We start from the raw sequence: 17,423 nt of genomic DNA, 5'->3' as shown, positions 1-17,423 counted from the left end.
GAGGATTTGTTAAATGGCTAACAAACAAGATTTGATCGCAAAAGTGGCAGAAGCTACAGAATTGACTAAAAAAGATTCAGCAGCAGCTGTTGATGCTGTATTCGCAGCAGTTTCAGAATACCTTTCAAAAGGTGAAAAAGTTCAATTGATCGGTTTCGGTAACTTCGAAGTTCGTGAACGTGCAGCTCGTAAAGGTCGCAACCCACAAACTGGTAAAGAAATCAAAATCGCAGCTTCTAAAGTTCCAGCATTCAAAGCTGGTAAAGCTCTTAAAGAAGCAGTTAAATAATTGCATTTTGAAAAGCCATCCTAGATTTCTAGGATGGTTTTTTTGTTGGACAGCTCTATAGGATAAGGGTATAATAGGAAAAAAGAAGGAGAGAGAAAAGACCATGCGATTCATTTTAGGCCTCTTTGCCTTGTTGTTTATCCGACCTATTTTGTATCTATTGAAAGGGCTGTGGTTCGTACTGGAATTTTGCTTTATGATCCTCGTGGTCAAAATGATCCTAGGAACCGTGCGCTGGATGACCAGTTGGATCGGTTGAGAGTAGATGAATCTATTTCAGGCTCGTGAATCAATGTCCCCCGGACATAAACTCGCTTTTCGGTTTTCAGGCTCATGAAAAAAATGTCCACTGGACATTTTTTTTAATTAAAAGCATTCTAAATAGTGATTTATTTTGAAACATGCTATAATAGGGGTAACGAATCGATTAAATCATATTGGAAAGGGGGGATCATAGTGAACGCATTGCATCGTCATGAAGAAGAGCGCGTGGAAGAAGTCTTGCAAAATTTGCGTGCCAAGGGTATTCGGATTACTGATACCCGCAGAGCAGTTCTTTCCTATTTAGTGGCGAGTCATGAACATCCAAGCGCTGAGAAGATCTATCGCGATTTATTGCCTCAGTTTCCAAGCATGAGTCTAGCAACTGTCTACAACAATATCAAGGTTTTGATTGATGAGGGGGTTGTTTCTGAGATCAAGGTTCGCAATGATACCACGACCTATTTTGATTTCATGGGGCATGACCATTTGAATGTGGTGTGTGAAAAATGTGGTCGTATCGCAGATGTGGATATCGAAGTCCCAGATCTTCGTGAAGAAGCAGCCAGTCAAAGTGGCTACCAGATCACCAAAACCCAGATGACGGTCTATGGCATTTGCCCCGACTGTCAGAAAAATTAATGTGAGAGAAACCAGAGCCGTCAGGCTCTTTTTTGATGCAATGAGAATATACCTATATTTTAACTAGGAGAAAAATAGGGAAAATCATGATATAATATACTTTCACGATCAAACAAAAGGAGAACGAGATGAAAAAGCTAGAGAATTTTTCTTGGAAAATGTGGCACGTTTATACCTTGATTGCTGTGGCTGTATTTTTTATTGGTAGCCTTTGTTCATTCTTTTACGTAAAAGATGCAGACTATATTGTTCATGAGCGAAATTATATTTATGTTGGAAAAGGGCAACGGTTGACGAACTATGAAAAAGTAAAGGGACTAGATACAGGATTCCCAATTTTAGCTCTTTCATTAAAAAATACAGATGAAGATGGTTATGATGATCAAATTGCTGTCGGACATAACTATATAGCCTTTCAAGATTCTAAGCTGGGTAATGTTAATCAAAATGAAAAAGATTCGGAAGAATATTTTAAAATTCGTTATTATCTGATTGGAGAAGAAAAAGGAGAGGGGCATACCATTGATGTCTTTAAAATTATTCAGAAACTGGGTTATAAAACGATTTATGGAAACATGGAGTCAACCATGTACTCTGATGGGAAGGACGAGTATGTCAGGGTGAAAGTGACAGATAAGGAATCCATCTATTTTAATCTTAGGACGCAAAAGGAGAGTAAAAAACGTCCGAAGAAAACGATACAATATGGTTATAAAGGCATCTATAGGGCCCTGTCTAATCCAGATTTCATTACGAAGAACTTCGATGAAGAGGAAAGCAACACGAAAATTTCTTGGCCATGGGTTCACTATAAACAGCCAAAGAAGAAAATGACTACCACAAACGATAGTAGTTATTCAACTTCAGACAGTAGTGAAGAAAAACCTGAAGATAGCAAACTTCTTTCAATATTAAAAAAATATGGATTTCTCCTTGTTTTAGAAGAAGACAGAAATTTATCTAGTAGCCAGTCATTAGTGTCGAAGCTATTTCCGGATGCAACTCACTTTGTTTGGTTTATTGATGATGACTATACAAGGGATGGTCATAACGAATATATCCACAATATTGAGGAATTAATCCAAGTAGTTGATGAAGAGAAAGTTGAGAAAGTATATGGAAATGAAGAATGAAAAACTAAAAAGCTGTCTCGTTCTAGTTGGCTTTTTGGCTCTTATCAGTATTTGTTTTTATAGAAATTTGGAAACAAACATCAAAGGACTCTATAAAAGCAATCATTATCCAGGTGAGATAAAGATCACCAGTCTTTCCCTATCTACTCAAGATAAATTGGGAATAGATGTCAATTATGTTTATTCTGAGAAGGTCAATGGAAAAGTCATTTCTATTCCATTAAAGAGACGAATGAAGGTTGAACAATTTGTTATTCCATATTATCCTTATTTGGGTAAAGAAGGTCGTTATGGAATGACTGGGGATTCGATTGGAATGTATGCTGAGGAGTATAGTGTATATGGTCCAATTCTTGAAAAAGCACTCGAGCTCAATCCTGACAGTAAGAAATTGGAACAGGAAATTCAAAATAAAATCAATCAAAACTCTACGTTAAAAGGCTCTAAAATCACTTTGAAATTTACAACTTTCAGTCAATTATCAAATTATTATAGAGTTAGATGGCTCGGTGAATATGAGAAAGAATCAATGAAGAAGAATCGTACCGTACTTGGAGGCTGGTATCAATTTCCAGTAGAGGATGCATTAGAATATAATGCCTTGTATGTTCAAATTTCGCTACCAAAAGGTGTCGATAAAGAAAGTATACATCTGAAGGATGAGTTGAATACACTTTTACAAAAAACGAGCTTACCAAATGGGATTTATGCTCTTGATACCTCAACTGAACTACCCACAGCTCGAGCTATGATTTTTAATGGAAAGGTTAAAGAAAGGGATTAAACATGTCAGAAATACAAAAGGATACTGGACTTAGTCTAGCTTGGGAACTTGGATTGTATATTTTCCTAATTTTTTCATTTCTAGCTTTGCCATTTTACAATGATCTAGCTATTTCAAATCCAAATAATTCACAAATTTTTCTCTTTCTGGACAATAACCCTGTGTTTGGGGGTGAAGCGTTTGAGGATCTTGTAAATTTTTATTTTATCATTTTACTTTTACTATTAGTAACCTTACCTATCCTTGCTTTTTTCATTCATAATTTCTTTGAAAAAAAGGGATACCCATTTTTAGCTAGTTTACAGTCTTTGTTGATTCATGTATCTTGTGTAGTAATGTTCGTTTATGCGGTGTTTTCTTTGTCAGTTCAGAAAGATCACTATAGCTTTAGCTCAGGTTTCTATGTCTGCTTACTCATTTATTTGTTTCATATTTATAGCAACTTACGTGATATAAAAAAGATGATTGAATATCGAAATTCTGCTACCAAAACAGCTAATGAGGCAGAAATCTTATCAAAAGAATAGTTCTATATTGTGAATGTTTGTTGAAGACAAAAAGAAGCAAGCTATTTTCAAACCAGAGCCGTCAGGCTCTTTTTTGTATGGTAAAACCACACTAGGATAGTGAAGGAAAAATAGGAGAAATCATGATATAATATACTTTTGAAATCAAACAATAGGAGAACGAGATGAAGAAGCTGGAGAATTTTTCTTGGAAAATATGGCATATTCTTTCCCTAGTTGCCGTGACCGTTCTAATGGTTGGCGGTATTTGGAGCTTCCTTTACCTAAAAGAAGCAGTACATGTTGTGAGTGATAGAAATTATGATTATGTTGGTAGAGGACAACGGTTATTGGAAAATCGAATCATTAGTGAAGAGGCCACCGGAATTCCAATATTGGCTTATAGTTTTAAGAAAGAAGATAAAAATAATGCCCCATATTATACTATCGGATCCCAATATATAGCCCTTCAAGATTCTAAACTAATCAGTGGCGAAGATAAGAAAAAAGACGCAAATGAATATTTTAGAATTCGATATTATGAATTGGGTCAAGAGAAAGGAGAAGGTCATACCATTGATGTTTTAAAACTCGTTCAAAAAATGGGTTACGACTCGATTGAAGGAAACATGCGAAGTAGCATGTTTACAGATGGAAAAGATGAGTATGTAGCTTTCAATGTTACAAAAAATAATCTCCTATTTGTGAATCTGAACAAGGGAGAAATCGCAGAGACAGATCCAAAAATGATTGTTGATTATGGTTACAGTGGATTTTATCAAATATTGCCTGCACCCAAATTTGAGACAAAAAAATACAGTCTTGATAGAAATAAAATAGATGTAGGAGGATGTTGGATAGATTATGAATATGATGATGAAGATGAAAAAGTAGAAACTTCCTCAAGTTCTACGGAGAGATTAGATCGCAATGGTGTGAAGGTGAAGGATAGTAAACTCTTAACCCTACTAAAAAAATATCGCCATCTCTTGATTTTAAAACAAAACCTCACTATGGAGGAGGAAAAAACTGTCATCAAGAGTTTGTTTCCTGATGCAGATCATTTCAGTTGGTCTATTAGCGCTCCTTATACAAAGAGTGGGCAGAAAGAAATCGTTCGGAATGCTGAAGAATTTAAAAAGATTATAAAGGAGGAAAGAGTTGAAGAAGAGTTGGAACGTGAATTTGAAAAAACATTTCAAGAAGGGCCAGACGACGATTAGTGATCGGTCAAAAGCCTTTCTAGTGGTTATCTGCTTCCTACTGTTTCTAGGATTCTATTTTTATAGAAATTTAGACGCTAACCTAAAAGGTTTCTATGATAGTAGAAGTTTCCGAGGAGATATACAGATTACAGGTTTCTCTTGGACTCGGCCCAATGCTGGTCCGGATGTGAATTTTATCTATTCTGAAACGGTTGAAGGGAAAAAGATTTCAATTCCCCTGAAAAAATCAGTCAGATTTAAACACTTGGTGATGCCGTATTCTAATAAGATTGATTTAGCTGAAAACCTAGGAATAGAAAATACCTATGATGATTTTGATAGAGCCTATTTGCCCATTATAGAGAAGGGGTTTGAATTCAGTACTGAGCGAATCGAGCTTGAAGCAGAATTAGATAAAAAAATTAACGAGTATAGTGCTTTTAGCGGCTCTTGGATTGAAATAAGTTTATCCCCCGTTAAGAAACGAGGTAACAATTATTTCAGTTTGATGAAGCAATATGAGAATAGCATTCCTAATTCTGAGTTAAAAATTCTAGGGGGATGGTATGATGTCTCGTATAGTAGTTTTATCGAATCAGGAGACATCTATGTTAAAATAATCTCCCCTGAAAATATAAGTCGATTTAAAGAATCAGAGTATGATTTTAAATCAGTTTTGAAGGATTACTTGGTAATTAAGTCTCTGCCAGATGGGTGGTATGGCCTGTTCGATGATGGGAAACAAGTATCTGAGACTGTTGAAATTCGGAATGGAAAGGTTAGGGGGTGAAAGGAGACATGGTAAAAGGAAAAATAAAATTTAATCATCAGTTATGGCGTCAACTTGGCTTATTTACGGTCTATGTTTTGACCCAATTGATGTCACCGTTTTATATATATCAAAAAATAGGGGAGAATGATTCGGCACGGTTTACGATTTTCCTAGGTGAACATTCTCTCTACAATGCCAAAGAGTTCGAAGGTCTTCTTAATTCCTATTTCACCATTTCACTAGTGATTCTTTTCGTATTACCAGTACTTGCTATTTTTTTAAAATATCTTCTAGATAAAACAGGCTATCCTTTGCTGGCGCATCTTCAATCACTGTTAATTTTTGTAGCCTGTAGCATTATTTTAATCTTTACCATGTTTTCTATGACTGTTCAAATAGACCTCCTACGGTTGGAATGGGGATTTTACTTGTGTCAGGCCTTCTATTGGATTTTTATCCTCAGAGAGTGGTGGAATGTTAGTGGGATTGTTTATAGACGAAATCATCCTTTAGAAGATGAAAGAGCAGAAGAGAAGGAGCAATCGGCAGAATAAACCTATTTCTACATAAGAATAAACATTCCTCAATTTCAAACCAGAGCCGTTAGGCTCTTTTTTGTGAGAAATTGCACTTTTCTATGGTCGCCACTAGATTTTTTACTGAAAATCTAGTAGAATAAAATAGATAAACGAGGGAAACCTCGGAGAATAAAAAGGAGATCCATCTAATGGTAAAATTGGTTTTTGCTCGCCACGGTGAGTCTGAATGGAACAAAGCTAACCTTTTCACTGGTTGGGCTGATGTTGATTTGTCTGAAAAAGGTACACAACAAGCGATCGACGCTGGTAAATTGATCAAAGAAGCTGGTATCGAATTTGACCAAGCTTATACTTCAGTATTGAAACGTGCGATCAAAACTACTAACTTGGCTCTTGAAGCTTCTGACCAATTGTGGGTTCCAGTTGAAAAATCATGGCGCTTGAACGAACGTCACTACGGTGGTTTGACTGGTAAAAACAAAGCAGAAGCTGCTGAACAATTTGGTGATGAACAAGTTCACATTTGGCGTCGTTCTTACGATGTATTGCCTCCTGCAATGGACCGTGATGATGAACACTCAGCACACACTGACCGTCGTTATGCTTCACTTGACGATTCAGTGATTCCAGATGCTGAAAACTTGAAAGTTACTTTGGAACGTGCCCTTCCATTCTGGGAAGATAAAATCGCTCCAGCTCTTAAAGACGGTAAAAACGTATTCGTAGGAGCACATGGTAACTCAATCCGTGCCCTTGTAAAACACATCAAACAATTGTCAGACGACGAAATCATGGATGTGGAAATCCCTAACTTCCCACCATTGGTATTCGAATTTGACGAAAAATTGAACGTTGTAAAAGAATATTATCTTGGTAAGTAAGATAACATAATTTGTTATCCATAAAAAAAAGCTGACTTCGGTCAGCTTTTTTGCTTGTCTTCCTTAGATCCTAGCTTGTCTTGGGTTTTCAGGGACTCCTAAAAATGTTATAATAGAGTGTTACTAAATTGGGTTCCATTAGCCCTGAAAGGAAAAGAAAATGACAAAATCATTCTACATCACAACCCCTATCTATTACCCATCTGGTAAATTGCATATTGGTTCAGCTTATACAACAATCGCCTGTGACGTCTTGGCACGTTACAAACGTATGATGAACTATGATGTTTTCTACCTGACTGGTCTTGATGAGCACGGTCAAAAGATCCAGCAAAAAGCAGAAGAAGCTGGGATTACGCCGCAAGCTTATGTAGATGGGATGGCCGTTGGAGTGAAAGAACTCTGGCAATTACTCGATATCTCATACGATAAATTCATCCGTACGACAGACGATTACCATGAAAAAGTGGTGGCTCAGGTCTTTGAACGCTTGCTTGCGCAAGACGACATCTACCTGGGTGAGTACTCTGGCTGGTATTCAGTCTCTGATGAAGAGTTCTTTACAGAAAGCCAATTGGCTGAAGTATTCCGTGATGAGAATGGCAAGGTCATCGGTGGGGTAGCCCCATCAGGCCACGAAGTAGAATGGGTCTCCGAAGAATCTTACTTCCTTCGCCTCAGCAAATACCAAGACCGTTTGGTTGAATTTTTCAAATCCCAACCTGATTTCATCACGCCAGACGGCCGTCTCAATGAAATGTTGAAAAACTTCATCGAGCCAGGTTTGGAAGATTTGGCGGTATCTCGGACAACCTTTACTTGGGGAGTTCCAGTTCCATCTAATCCAAAACACGTGGTCTATGTATGGATTGATGCCCTTCTCAACTACGTGACAGCTCTTGGTTATGGTCAAGAAGATCATGAAAACTTTGACAAATTCTGGAACGGAACCGTCTTCCACATGGTTGGAAAAGACATCCTTCGTTTCCACTCGATCTACTGGCCGATCCTTCTCATGATGTTGGATATCAAATTGCCAGAACGTTTGATTGCCCATGGTTGGTTTGTCATGAAAGACGGTAAGATGTCTAAGTCTAAAGGAAATGTCATCTACCCAGAAATGTTGGTGGAACGCTTTGGCTTGGATCCACTTCGTTACTACCTCATGCGCAGTTTGCCAGTTGGTTCAGATGGGACCTTCACACCAGAAGACTACGTGGCTCGCATCAACTATGAATTGGCCAATGACCTTGGAAACCTCCTCAACCGGACGGTAGCCATGATCAATAAATACTTTGGTGGTCAAGTTCCAGCTTATGTCGAAAATGTCACAGTATTTGATGCCGATTTGGCTAAGGTAGTTGAAGAAAACATCGCTGAATACCACAAGCAAATGAACGCGGTTGATTACCCACGCGCTTTGGAAGCCGTATGGAACATCATCTCTCGGACCAACAAGTACATCGATGAGACAGCTCCTTGGGTCCTCGCTAAAGAAGATGGGGACAAGGAACAATTGGCAGCGGTCATGGCTCACTTGGCAGCTAGTCTTCGTGTCGTGGCTCATTTGATCCAACCATTCATGATGAACACTTCAAATGCCATCATGGAACAACTTGGCTTGGGCTTGGACTTCGATCTTGAAAACTTGACCCTAGCTGGCTTCCCAGAAAATGTTACAGTGGTTGCCAAAGGAACTCCAATCTTCCCACGTCTCGACATGGATGAAGAAATTGCCTACATCCAATCTCAAATGACTGCTGGAAAACCACAAGAAAAAGAATGGATTCCAGAAGAAGTGGAACTCAAGTCTGAAAAAGACGAGATTAAATTTGAAGACTTTGACAAGGTTGAAATCCGTGTAGCAGAGGTCAAAGAAGTGGAACGTGTCGAAGGCTCAGACAAGTTGCTTCGCTTCCGCTTAGATGCAGGAGATGGCGAAGACCGTCAAATCCTTTCTGGTATCTCGAAATTCTATCCAAATGAACAAGAATTGGTCGGCAAGAAACTCCAAATCGTGGCCAACCTCAAACCACGTAAGATGATGAAGAAATATGTCAGCCAAGGCATGATTCTTTCCGCAGAATACGGAGATCAATTAACAGTCTTAACTGTTGATCCATCTGTACCAAATGGAAGCATCATTGGGTAAATGATAGAGAAAGAAAAAATCATCTAAAAAACTTTCCTTAGGTGAGTACGGACGTCAGCGAACTTCGAAGAAGTTCCATGACTTAGTTTTGGACCTAAGGTTCCAAAACTCCCGAGTGCTAGAAACACAATTGTTTCTAGCACTTTTCTCACGGCGGAAAGTTTCAGTAGATGATTGAATAATTCTAACGAATAAATTTTTTGATTTTTATAAAATTAATTTGATTTGTAAGGAAGAACAAATTGTCTACGCTCTCAAGCACTCCCGCGGGAGTGCTTTTGTTGTGTCGGTAAGGAAGGTCTCCCATTATATATTTAAATACTTGTCCTATTCATCTGGCCGGTATTCTAGGATATCTCCGGGCTGGCAGTCGAGTTCTTTGCAGATGGCTTCAAGGGTGGTGAAGCGGATGGCTTTGGCCTTGCCGGTCTTGAGAATGGAGAGGTTAGCTGTCGTGATGCCGATTTTGTCGGCTAGCTCATTGGATTTCATTTTCCGCTTGGCCAGCATGACATCTAGATTGACGATAATCATGGCACCCTCCTTAAATGGTTAGCTCATTTTCTTCAGCAATCTCAATACCTCTCTCTAAAATCTTGCCAGAGACCCAGACGATTGGAACGGCAAGGAGAAGCCCTGTGTTAAAGGTAAATTGGAAAGTGAAGGGAAGGAGATAAGCATTTCCACTGGTTTCAAGTGTGCCAGACATAAAGGACAAGACCAAGAGAATCTTCCAAGCTCGGTTGCAAAGATCAATGTTAGAGTGAGAAAAGATCTTTTCTTGGTAGAGATTTTGGAGGAAGCTGCGAATGGTGATGAGAAGGTAAATATAGATAGCGCTTGAGGCTAGTGGGAAGAGCAGCTGCCAGAGAGGTTGTGGATGTTTGGGAAAGAGCTGGATGCCATTCGCATCAAAGGACAAGCGACCTGATTGAATGAGATCTTTGAAAAGGCCCATGCGGGAAAGCAGATGGATGACCAATGCAGCCACGGTCATAAAGCCACAGAAGTAAATGAAAGCCGTTAAGACTTCAATGACATTTTTTAAGGTTTTTGAGTTTTTCATCGCAAGCCTCCTTGAAGTTTATTTATTTTTCACTTATAGTATACTCCTTATAAAAAATTAGTCAATAAAAAAGTATCGAAAAACGATAAAAAAATAACGATAAACAAAATGTTGTTTTTGAAAAACAGGTATTCTCTGCTAAAACTAGTTGGTTTAAGCCGGGGAAACCACTACATAGAGGGGAATTTTACTATACTTTCGATTTAGGGTATACTAGTGTAAAGATCTTATTCCATGGAGGTAGTAAAATGAATCTTAAGTGGAAGAAAAAATACCTGGGGCCGATTTTGGGGCTGGTCGGAGCAGTTGTTCTGATCGGTGGAGTCTATCTCTACTCTAGCTCCAACATCCAACCAGACCATCAAAAGGAATTTAACCAGACTAGCAAGAAGGTCACCAAGCCAAAGGAAAAAGCCATTGACTTGAGTGGTGACTATGTCTCTAATGAACGGGATGAAGCCAAAATCGAGAAAAAAGGCAAGGCCTGGAAGATCGATTACCAAACAGCTGACGGCAAGGTATCTGCTGAATTTAGCACGGATTGGAAGGTCGAAGGGTCTAATAAAGTTTCGACAGGCAAGATGAAAAAGTCCGATGGCAATACAGACTTTACAGTCACTGTTCGTGTCTTTAAATACAAGACAGATAAGAAGCCTTTGATCACGGTCACCATGTCTGACAAAAATCCCGACCACGAGATGGTCTTTGCCAATCGGGAGGATTTTTTCAAATCGACAGATCCAAATGATGTCGTCCTTGATGGCAATCTCTCACCGTTTGAAGGTGCTTATTCCAATGATACCTATGAAAAGGAAATCGCAGATTCCGGTTTTAAACTTTATGGCTATACTCCAGAAGAATACTACCAAAACAAGACCAATGCCTTTCCAAGTATTGTAAATGGGGAGACTGGCTGGACTTTCTGGAGTGGAGGCACTCGGGCAAGTTACTTGTTCAATAAAGAAAAAGAGCCCAAGAAGCGAAAAGGCTATTATGAAGTTTATTTCACAGGGGCAAATGCGACTGCGATCCAAGGGCAGGAGCAAACCTTGTACTTGATCCCAGCGGGTGTGACAGGTCCTGACGGAGTAGCTTCCCAAGAACGTCGGATTCTCTTTGGTGACGTGGCCTACCGTGATTACCATCTAGAGTGGTGGAAAGCTTACCCACAACCGAAAAAAGAGAAAGACTTGGATATTGCGGCTATTAACGGAGGAGACTTCTCAAGCTTAGCTGGAACCTGGCGCAATGGCAAGGGGGCTGAGATCGTCATCCAAGCAGATGGGAAAGTCAAGGGCCAAGGTAGCCTCAAGGCCGTTGCGGACTCAGATAAGAAGAGCAAGATCCCTTATGTTGAAATAAAGATGGGTGAGACCGGTGCGGCGATTGGACTGCTGAAAATTGGCTTCCAAAATCCAGATGGAGACCAGTCTGACACCAGCAAGCCACGTCTGGTGCTCACTCAATCTGCAGGTAACTACCCAGCTGATCAATATTTCTACCGTCAATAAAAAAGGAGATTAAACCATGGGCTATCACATCAACTATAAGTGGGCGAGTCTTGGAACAGGCGTTATTGCCAATGAATTGGCGCAAGCCCTTGAAGCGCTTGGTGGGAAACTCTATTCCGTTGCCAATCGTACCTATGACAAGGGGGTAGCCTTCGCTGAGAAATACGGGATCGAAAAGGTTTATAAAGAGATTGATGAAGTCTTTGAAGACCCTGAAGTGGATATCATCTATATCTCAACGCCTCACAATACTCATATCCAGTATCTTCGTAAGGCCCTCGCAGCTGGCAAGCACGTGCTCTGCGAAAAGTCCATCACCCTCAACAGTGAGGAATTGGCAGAAGCGATAAAGCTTGCTGAAGAAAACCATGTCAAACTAGCAGAAGCCATGACCATTTTCCATATGCCTATTTATCGGAAACTCTCTGAAATTGTAGCAAGTGGCAAGCTGGGACCCCTTAAGGTTATCCAGATGAACTTCGGTTCCTATAAGGAATACGACATGACCAACCGCTTTTTCAATCGCAATCTGGCAGGTGGAGCTCTACTGGACATCGGTGTCTATGCCCTGTCTTTCGTACGTTGGTTTATGACGTCACAGCCGACAGAGATGGTTTCACAGGTCAAGCTGGCACCGACTGGTGTCGATGAGCAAGCGGGGATCCTTCTTACGAATCGTGAAGGGGAAATGGCAACGGTGACGCTGAGTCTTCACGCCAAACAACCGAAACGTGGGACGATCGCTTATGACAAGGGCTATATCGAACTCTACGAATACCCGCGTGGGCAAAAAGCGGTCATCACCTATACGGAAGATGGATCACAAGAAGTGATCGAAGCAGGAGAAACCGCTAAAGCCCTCCAGTATGAAGTCCTTGATATGGAAGCAGCAGTCGCAGGAAGGGAAAATCATCTCTACCTAAACTACAGCCGTGATGTCATGGACCTCATGACTCAACTCCGCAAAGACTGGGGCTTGGTTTACCCAGAAGAAGAATAGGAGTCGGAAAAGAGGCTGGGACAAAAGTCCTAGCCTCTCAATTATTTTTGGATTGTCGAGCAAGACGCAGTGGTTGAGTGGGCTCTACTACGCTTATTTCATCAGCTTTTACAGCCCTACTCAATTGTGCGGAGGTGGGACGATGAAATCGAATTCTAACGAATTACCGATTTATGTCCCACTCTCTTTTTTTACTGCAAGGAAGGCTCGTGTGGTCTAGGAAACGGTTAGTCTCTAACATTAAAAGGAAAAAAATGTAAAAAAGGCTTGACAAAGCAAATGATTAGCAGTATTATTAACTAGTTAATTAACCGATTAATAAACTAGTTAACGAAAATGAAAAAGAGGTGAAGGATGAATAGGAGAAGAATGAAGGTTCTGGGACTCTTGTTCCTCGGTTTCTTTCTGCTGACAGCTTGTGGAAGTCAAGGAAATGCAGGCAAGCCCCCTTCTAAAAAAGGTCTTAAAATTGTCACGAGTTTTTATCCTATCTATGCCCTGGTCAAGGAAATCTCTGGCGATCAAAATGACATCTGGATGGTTCAGTCAGGTGCAGGGATCCATGATTATGAACCCTCAACCAAGGAAGTGGCCCAGATTTATGATGCGGATGTATTTGTCTATCATTCTCAGACCCTGGAATCTTGGGCCGGTCGCTTAGATCCCAATCTTCAAGGTTCCAAGTTGCGAGTGATCGAAGGTAGCAAAGGAATGACCCTTGATAAGGTGGCTGGATTAGAGGATGTCGAAGCTGGTCAGGGAAAAGAAGCCAAGCATTTATATGATCCGCATACTTGGTTGGATCCTGTAAAAATCGCAGAGGAAGGAAAGATCATTGCCCAGCGCTTGGGAGAGATCGATCCAAAGAACAAGGAGCGCTATCAGGCCAATGCTCAAAAGCTTGAAAAGCGCTGTGAGGAACTGGTAGCCCACTACCAGCCTCTCTTTGACAAGGCCAAACAAAAGACTTTTGTGACCCAGCATACGGCCTTTTCTTATCTGGCCAAACGCTTTGGTCTCAAGCAGTTAGGGATTGCTGGGATTTCCCCAGAGCAAGAACCGACCGCTCGGCAATTGGCCGAGATCCAGCAGTTTGTCAAAGACTACAAGGTGAAAACGATCTTTGTGGAAAAGCACACGTCGTCAAAGGTGGCAGATAGTATCGCTAAGGCAACAGGGGCGCGTGTCAAGGTCTTGGATCCACTGGAAGCCGATCCACAAAACGATAAGGATCTATTAGAAAATTTAGAAGAAAATATGGCGACTTTAGCCAAGGAATTAGAGGAGTAAATCAAGAATGAAGAAAAAGGGAACGATTGGAATTGTAGCGACCTTGGGGCTAGGACTCTGTGCCTATGCGCTCAGTCAGCAACCACAAGTCAAGGATGAGAAAAAGAATCAGATTCAGTATTTGCAAGCGGACAAGAAATCGTCATCGTCTGCCTCAAGTAAAAAGGAAGACAGCATCGAAGCGGTCAATGCCAAGGAAAAGACCCAGGCAGAGCAGATTGTCATCAAGATTACAGATGAAGGCTTTGTCACTTCTCATGGAGATCATTTTCATTACTACAGCGGCAAGGTCCCATTTGATGCCATCTTTAGTGAAGAGTTGATTTTGCGGGATCCAACTTATCAGCTGCAAGAAGCAGATATCGTGAGCAAGGTCAAGGATGGCTATATCATCAAACGCGCTGGGAAATACTATCTCTACTTAAAGGATGCCCAACATACGGTTAATGTGCGCTCGATCGAAGAGATCGCCCAACAACAAAAGGGAGGCGCAAAAGAAGAAGGGGAGACGGGATCGGTGCAAGCGAGCTCCTCGCATAAGGCAGGCAAGACCCGTGACTTCCGTCAACCTAGTCAAGCGCTGAAAGAAGGTAAGACTCTTGAGATGCTGACGGCTAAGAACCATACAGGTGGTGGCTACCGTACGGACGATGGTTATGTCTTTAGCCCTGGAGATGTCATTTCAGATACAGGGGACGGCTTTATTGTACCCCATGGCGGCCATTTCCATTATATTCCAAAGAGTGCCTTATCTGCTGGAGAGTTAGCAGCAGCCCTCTCCGTCTTAGGTGGTCAAGCCGGCCATCAGGCTGGGAACTCACGCCTAGCTAGAGCAAGTACAGAACAAGGACAAGGAACTTCAGATCAAGCCTCTCCAAGTATAGGGAAGCAAGCAAGCAACCAGCTGTCAGCCGGTCCAACTAATACACAGACAACCCCAACGACGTCTAAACCAACTGCCTCCAAACCGAGTCCAAGCCTGAGCAACTTGATCGAAGAATTGCAGAAAACACCTATGACTTCTCGTCATGTGGAGTCTGATGGTTCTGTCTTTGATCCAAGCAAGATTACCAAGTGGACCGATCAAGGGATTGTCTACCCTCATGGGGATCATTTCCACTTTATCCCATACAGCTCCCTATCTCCTTTAGAGCGTGAGTTGGCGCGGCAATTCCAACTGCTTCGGGCCCAAGGTGCTACTACACCTGCTGAAATAAGTCCAAACCGGCCTTCAAGTCCAAGTACAAAACCAATTGACCATGAGCACGAGCATGAACATGGAGATAGTCACGAGCATGAACATGGGGATAGTCATGGGGATAGTCACGAGCATGAACATGGGGACAGTCATGATCACGAGCACGAAGAGGAGCACGATCATGGTTTCCATGCAGACATGGTCATCAGTAAGGACGAGGACGGTTACATGGTCGCTCATGGCAACCACGCTCATTATTTCTATAAAAAGGACCTCTCTCCTCAAGAGATTGCAGCAGCAGAGGCAACTCTAGCTGGTAAGAAAGAAGAGGACAAGGGTCAGCCCCTGACAGATGACGTTGCGACCTATTCTCGCGATGCCTCAGATGAGGAAAAGATCCAGTACATCAGTAAGACCTATGGTGTCCCTCGTGAGGCCATTAAGATTTCCAATGGTTTCTTTGTCTTTAACAATCCAGACCAAGAATACGATCCGACCCACATCCATCCTTATGCCGTTCGGAAGGAACATGTCCGGATCCCACTTGAAACTGGCAATCCTGAACTAGACTTTATCAATGAACTCTATGCAACAGCGCTTCGTTCGGGGATTTCTCCTTATAGCCTCCAGATTGAAAATGGTCAGTTTGTCATCCCGCATGGCGATCACAACCACTACATCAAGGTCCGCTCAGCAGGACTAGCAGACTACTTAGCCCACCGTCTTCCAACCATCCAATCTCCTTACAAAAAAGGAGACTTGGACAAGAAAGTCGTAGAGGACAAGGTCAACCAGCTCTTAGCAGAAAGCCGCAGCCTCTATGCTTCTGATCCATTGCAACAAAGACGGATTGAGCTCATCTTGGGCCACTTCTTGGAAAACGTCAAGAGTTTCCCAAGCAACTCGACGGAAGGCTACCTAGCCAGTCTCAAACAGGTTGATGCGCAGTACATTCATGCGACCCAAGCGGTCAAACCAAAAGAAGAGACAGCCTTGGATCGTCGTTACCAAGAGTTGCTGGAACAAGTGCGCTTGCTAGACACAGAAGCCTTCCAATTGAAGAAGGAAGAGTTGGTCTCTCAACTGCAGGAAGCCTATGCTACCAAGGACAGCAAGCGTCTAGAGCAGGAAGGGAAGCTATTAGAAGCTGTTCAGGAGATGCAAGATCGGACGGGTGTGACATCGGTCGATTACCTCAAGTATTTCTACCAAAGCTTGAGCGATGCGCGCTTGACACCAGAACTCCGCACTAAGGCAGCAGATCTAGCCTTGAAGCTCTACCGAGCTCAAGCCTTTGAAGAAGCTTGGGATTCCAAATCTCACTTTATGGAGCTCTACCAAACTAAGCAAGCTATTGACCAGCTCTTCTCCCAAGAAAAAGGCCAAACCTATCCTATTGAAAAAACAGTTTTGGATCAAAAAGGAAGTCAAACCCCATCCTACAACGTAGCGGTTTATGATTTCCTCAAAGGCTTGTATGGAGAGTTGGATAAGGCAACAGAAGCCCGTCAACAGAACAAGATTTTGACAGCTCTCTTAGAGCAAATCCAGTCGCTCTTGCCACAAGTCGAAGACCAAGGCAAACGAACGGCTTTTGAAACAGGCTTGGCTCAACTTGGAAAAGAATCTGATCCAAACAAGGCTATTACAAGTGGGGAAGCACTTCTACGCGAAATCAGTGATAGCATTGAAAAGCAAAAACAAAAGCAAACGGAAGAGCCTCAAATTGGGGATGTCGCTCTTTATCAACAGCTCTATAACCAATTGATGGCCCTACACCAACAATTGGTGGAAAAGGGAGCTAGTGATGCTGTATTTGATCGCTTAGAAGCTCTCTTTGACCAATTGTCTAATCCAAAGAGTGATAAAGCAGCCTTACTACAAGCCATCCAAGCCTTCCAGGCAGAATTGGCAGCTGCGCCATCTGCAAGCGAAGCGGGCAAACCAGCTACCACAGCTGAAACGCCTGTCGCTACAGAAACTCCGGTAGAAAAAGAAGTAGCAGCTTCAGAAGGAAGCAAGCCTGCCACAACTGAGACAGAAACAGAGCCTGCAAGCACAGCTGTAACAGAAGCAAGCACACCAGATGCTCCATCTCCTCAGAACCAATAGAAAATAGAAAAGAGAGTGGGACAGAAATCGGTAATTCGTTAGAATTCGATTTCGTCGTCCCACCTCCGCACAGTTGAGTAGG

General features: G+C 41.7%; 16 protein-coding genes and 1 pseudogene. 15 read left to right on the top strand and 2 right to left on the bottom strand.

Features of this window, described 5'->3' with window-relative positions; translation table 11 throughout:
• Nucleotides 1–13: 13 nt before the first annotated feature.
• The 11 genes from M1G14_RS08775 to metG all read left to right on the top strand — a co-directional run bounded on the left by M1G14_RS08775 (nt 14) and on the right by metG (nt 9,164).
• A complete protein-coding gene (locus M1G14_RS08775) occupies nt 14–289 on the top strand; it encodes an HU family DNA-binding protein (RefSeq protein WP_003006038.1) in 276 nt (91 codons plus the stop codon).
• 103 nt (nt 290–392) lie between these two features.
• Nucleotides 393–548, top strand: coding sequence for a hypothetical protein (locus M1G14_RS08770; protein WP_004219735.1), 156 nt, complete (start codon nt 393–395; stop codon nt 546–548).
• A gap of 197 nt (nt 549–745) precedes the next feature.
• The gene (locus tag M1G14_RS08765) at nt 746–1,192 is read left to right on the top strand and encodes a Fur family transcriptional regulator (RefSeq protein ID WP_003006041.1); all 447 of its coding nucleotides are present in this window, start codon (nt 746–748) and stop codon (nt 1,190–1,192) included.
• A 128-nt stretch (nt 1,193–1,320) separates the two neighbouring features.
• Nucleotides 1,321–2,325 (top strand): hypothetical protein, encoded by a 1,005-nt coding sequence (locus tag M1G14_RS08760; protein WP_049474235.1) that lies wholly within the window; start codon nt 1,321–1,323, stop codon nt 2,323–2,325.
• Nucleotides 2,315–3,109 (top strand): hypothetical protein, encoded by a 795-nt coding sequence (locus M1G14_RS08755; RefSeq protein WP_152903619.1) that lies wholly within the window; start codon nt 2,315–2,317, stop codon nt 3,107–3,109. The genes M1G14_RS08760 and M1G14_RS08755 overlap by 11 nt, the downstream gene beginning before the upstream one ends.
• Nucleotides 3,110–3,111: 2 nt before the next feature.
• Nucleotides 3,112–3,636, top strand: a complete 525-nt coding sequence (locus tag M1G14_RS08750; protein WP_049474237.1) for a hypothetical protein — start codon at nt 3,112–3,114, stop codon at nt 3,634–3,636.
• A 164-nt stretch (nt 3,637–3,800) separates the two neighbouring features.
• Nucleotides 3,801–4,838 (top strand): hypothetical protein, encoded by a 1,038-nt coding sequence (locus M1G14_RS08745; RefSeq protein ID WP_049474238.1) that lies wholly within the window; start codon nt 3,801–3,803, stop codon nt 4,836–4,838.
• Nucleotides 4,777–5,610, top strand: a complete 834-nt coding sequence (locus tag M1G14_RS08740; protein ID WP_049522603.1) for a hypothetical protein — start codon at nt 4,777–4,779, stop codon at nt 5,608–5,610. The genes M1G14_RS08745 and M1G14_RS08740 overlap by 62 nt, the downstream gene beginning before the upstream one ends.
• 8 nt (nt 5,611–5,618) lie before the next feature.
• Nucleotides 5,619–6,146: a hypothetical protein gene (locus M1G14_RS08735; protein ID WP_049506960.1), complete on the top strand. Its 528-nt coding sequence runs from the start codon at nt 5,619–5,621 to the stop codon at nt 6,144–6,146.
• A 173-nt stretch (nt 6,147–6,319) separates the two neighbouring features.
• The gene (locus tag M1G14_RS08730) at nt 6,320–7,012 is read left to right on the top strand and encodes a phosphoglycerate mutase (protein WP_003012031.1); all 693 of its coding nucleotides are present in this window, start codon (nt 6,320–6,322) and stop codon (nt 7,010–7,012) included.
• Nucleotides 7,013–7,172: 160 nt separating this feature from the next.
• Nucleotides 7,173–9,164: a methionine--tRNA ligase gene (metG, locus tag M1G14_RS08725; protein ID WP_049474241.1), complete on the top strand. Its 1,992-nt coding sequence runs from the start codon at nt 7,173–7,175 to the stop codon at nt 9,162–9,164.
• Nucleotides 9,165–9,491: 327 nt separating this feature from the next.
• Here the strand turns inward: metG and M1G14_RS08720 are convergent, their stop codons facing one another.
• Nucleotides 9,492–9,698: a helix-turn-helix domain-containing protein gene (locus tag M1G14_RS08720; protein WP_003006064.1), complete on the bottom strand. Its 207-nt coding sequence runs from the start codon at nt 9,696–9,698 to the stop codon at nt 9,492–9,494.
• Between the two features lie 10 nt (nt 9,699–9,708).
• Nucleotides 9,709–10,230 (bottom strand): DUF2975 domain-containing protein, encoded by a 522-nt coding sequence (locus M1G14_RS08715; protein ID WP_049474242.1) that lies wholly within the window; start codon nt 10,228–10,230, stop codon nt 9,709–9,711.
• A 248-nt stretch (nt 10,231–10,478) separates the two neighbouring features.
• On the opposite strand from M1G14_RS08715, the gene M1G14_RS08710 reads away from it, so the two are divergent.
• From M1G14_RS08710 to M1G14_RS10995, 4 genes and pseudogenes are all read left to right on the top strand, one after another.
• A complete protein-coding gene (locus M1G14_RS08710; protein ID WP_049474243.1) occupies nt 10,479–11,741 on the top strand; it encodes a DUF6287 domain-containing protein in 1,263 nt (420 codons plus the stop codon).
• 16 nt (nt 11,742–11,757) lie between these two features.
• Complete coding sequence (locus tag M1G14_RS08705; protein ID WP_023917493.1) at nt 11,758–12,741, top strand: Gfo/Idh/MocA family protein; 984 nt, start codon at nt 11,758–11,760, stop codon at nt 12,739–12,741.
• Nucleotides 12,742–13,095: 354 nt separating this feature from the next.
• Nucleotides 13,096–14,031, top strand: a complete 936-nt coding sequence (locus M1G14_RS08700) for a metal ABC transporter solute-binding protein, Zn/Mn family (RefSeq protein ID WP_152903624.1) — start codon at nt 13,096–13,098, stop codon at nt 14,029–14,031.
• A gap of 7 nt (nt 14,032–14,038) precedes the next feature.
• Nucleotides 14,039–16,015, top strand: a pseudogene (locus M1G14_RS10995) (pneumococcal-type histidine triad protein); the annotation flags it as partial.
• Nucleotides 16,016–17,423 lie beyond the last annotated feature (1,408 nt).

It is taken from the genome of Streptococcus parasanguinis (genome assembly GCF_023109675.1).
Classification (GTDB): domain Bacteria; phylum Bacillota; class Bacilli; order Lactobacillales; family Streptococcaceae; genus Streptococcus; species Streptococcus parasanguinis_I.
Note: the sequence above shows the minus strand (reverse complement) of the source record. Positions and strands in the feature narration are given on the sequence as shown.

Coding starts and splice junctions, on each gene's coding strand:
- M1G14_RS08775 (WP_003006038.1), top strand. CDS start 14: ATGGCTAACAAACAAGATTTGATCGCAAAAGTGGCAGAAGCTACAGAA.
- M1G14_RS08770 (WP_004219735.1), top strand. CDS start 393: ATGCGATTCATTTTAGGCCTCTTTGCCTTGTTGTTTATCCGACCTATT.
- M1G14_RS08760 (WP_049474235.1), top strand. CDS start 1,321: ATGAAAAAGCTAGAGAATTTTTCTTGGAAAATGTGGCACGTTTATACC.
- M1G14_RS08755 (WP_152903619.1), top strand. CDS start 2,315: ATGAAGAATGAAAAACTAAAAAGCTGTCTCGTTCTAGTTGGCTTTTTG.
- M1G14_RS08750 (WP_049474237.1), top strand. CDS start 3,112: ATGTCAGAAATACAAAAGGATACTGGACTTAGTCTAGCTTGGGAACTT.
- M1G14_RS08745 (WP_049474238.1), top strand. CDS start 3,801: ATGAAGAAGCTGGAGAATTTTTCTTGGAAAATATGGCATATTCTTTCC.
- M1G14_RS08735 (WP_049506960.1), top strand. CDS start 5,619: ATGGTAAAAGGAAAAATAAAATTTAATCATCAGTTATGGCGTCAACTT.
- M1G14_RS08730 (WP_003012031.1), top strand. CDS start 6,320: ATGGTAAAATTGGTTTTTGCTCGCCACGGTGAGTCTGAATGGAACAAA.
- metG (WP_049474241.1), top strand. CDS start 7,173: ATGACAAAATCATTCTACATCACAACCCCTATCTATTACCCATCTGGT.
- M1G14_RS08720 (WP_003006064.1), bottom strand. CDS start 9,698: ATGATTATCGTCAATCTAGATGTCATGCTGGCCAAGCGGAAAATGAAA.
- M1G14_RS08715 (WP_049474242.1), bottom strand. CDS start 10,230: ATGAAAAACTCAAAAACCTTAAAAAATGTCATTGAAGTCTTAACGGCT.
- M1G14_RS08710 (WP_049474243.1), top strand. CDS start 10,479: ATGAATCTTAAGTGGAAGAAAAAATACCTGGGGCCGATTTTGGGGCTG.
- M1G14_RS08705 (WP_023917493.1), top strand. CDS start 11,758: ATGGGCTATCACATCAACTATAAGTGGGCGAGTCTTGGAACAGGCGTT.
- M1G14_RS08700 (WP_152903624.1), top strand. CDS start 13,096: ATGAATAGGAGAAGAATGAAGGTTCTGGGACTCTTGTTCCTCGGTTTC.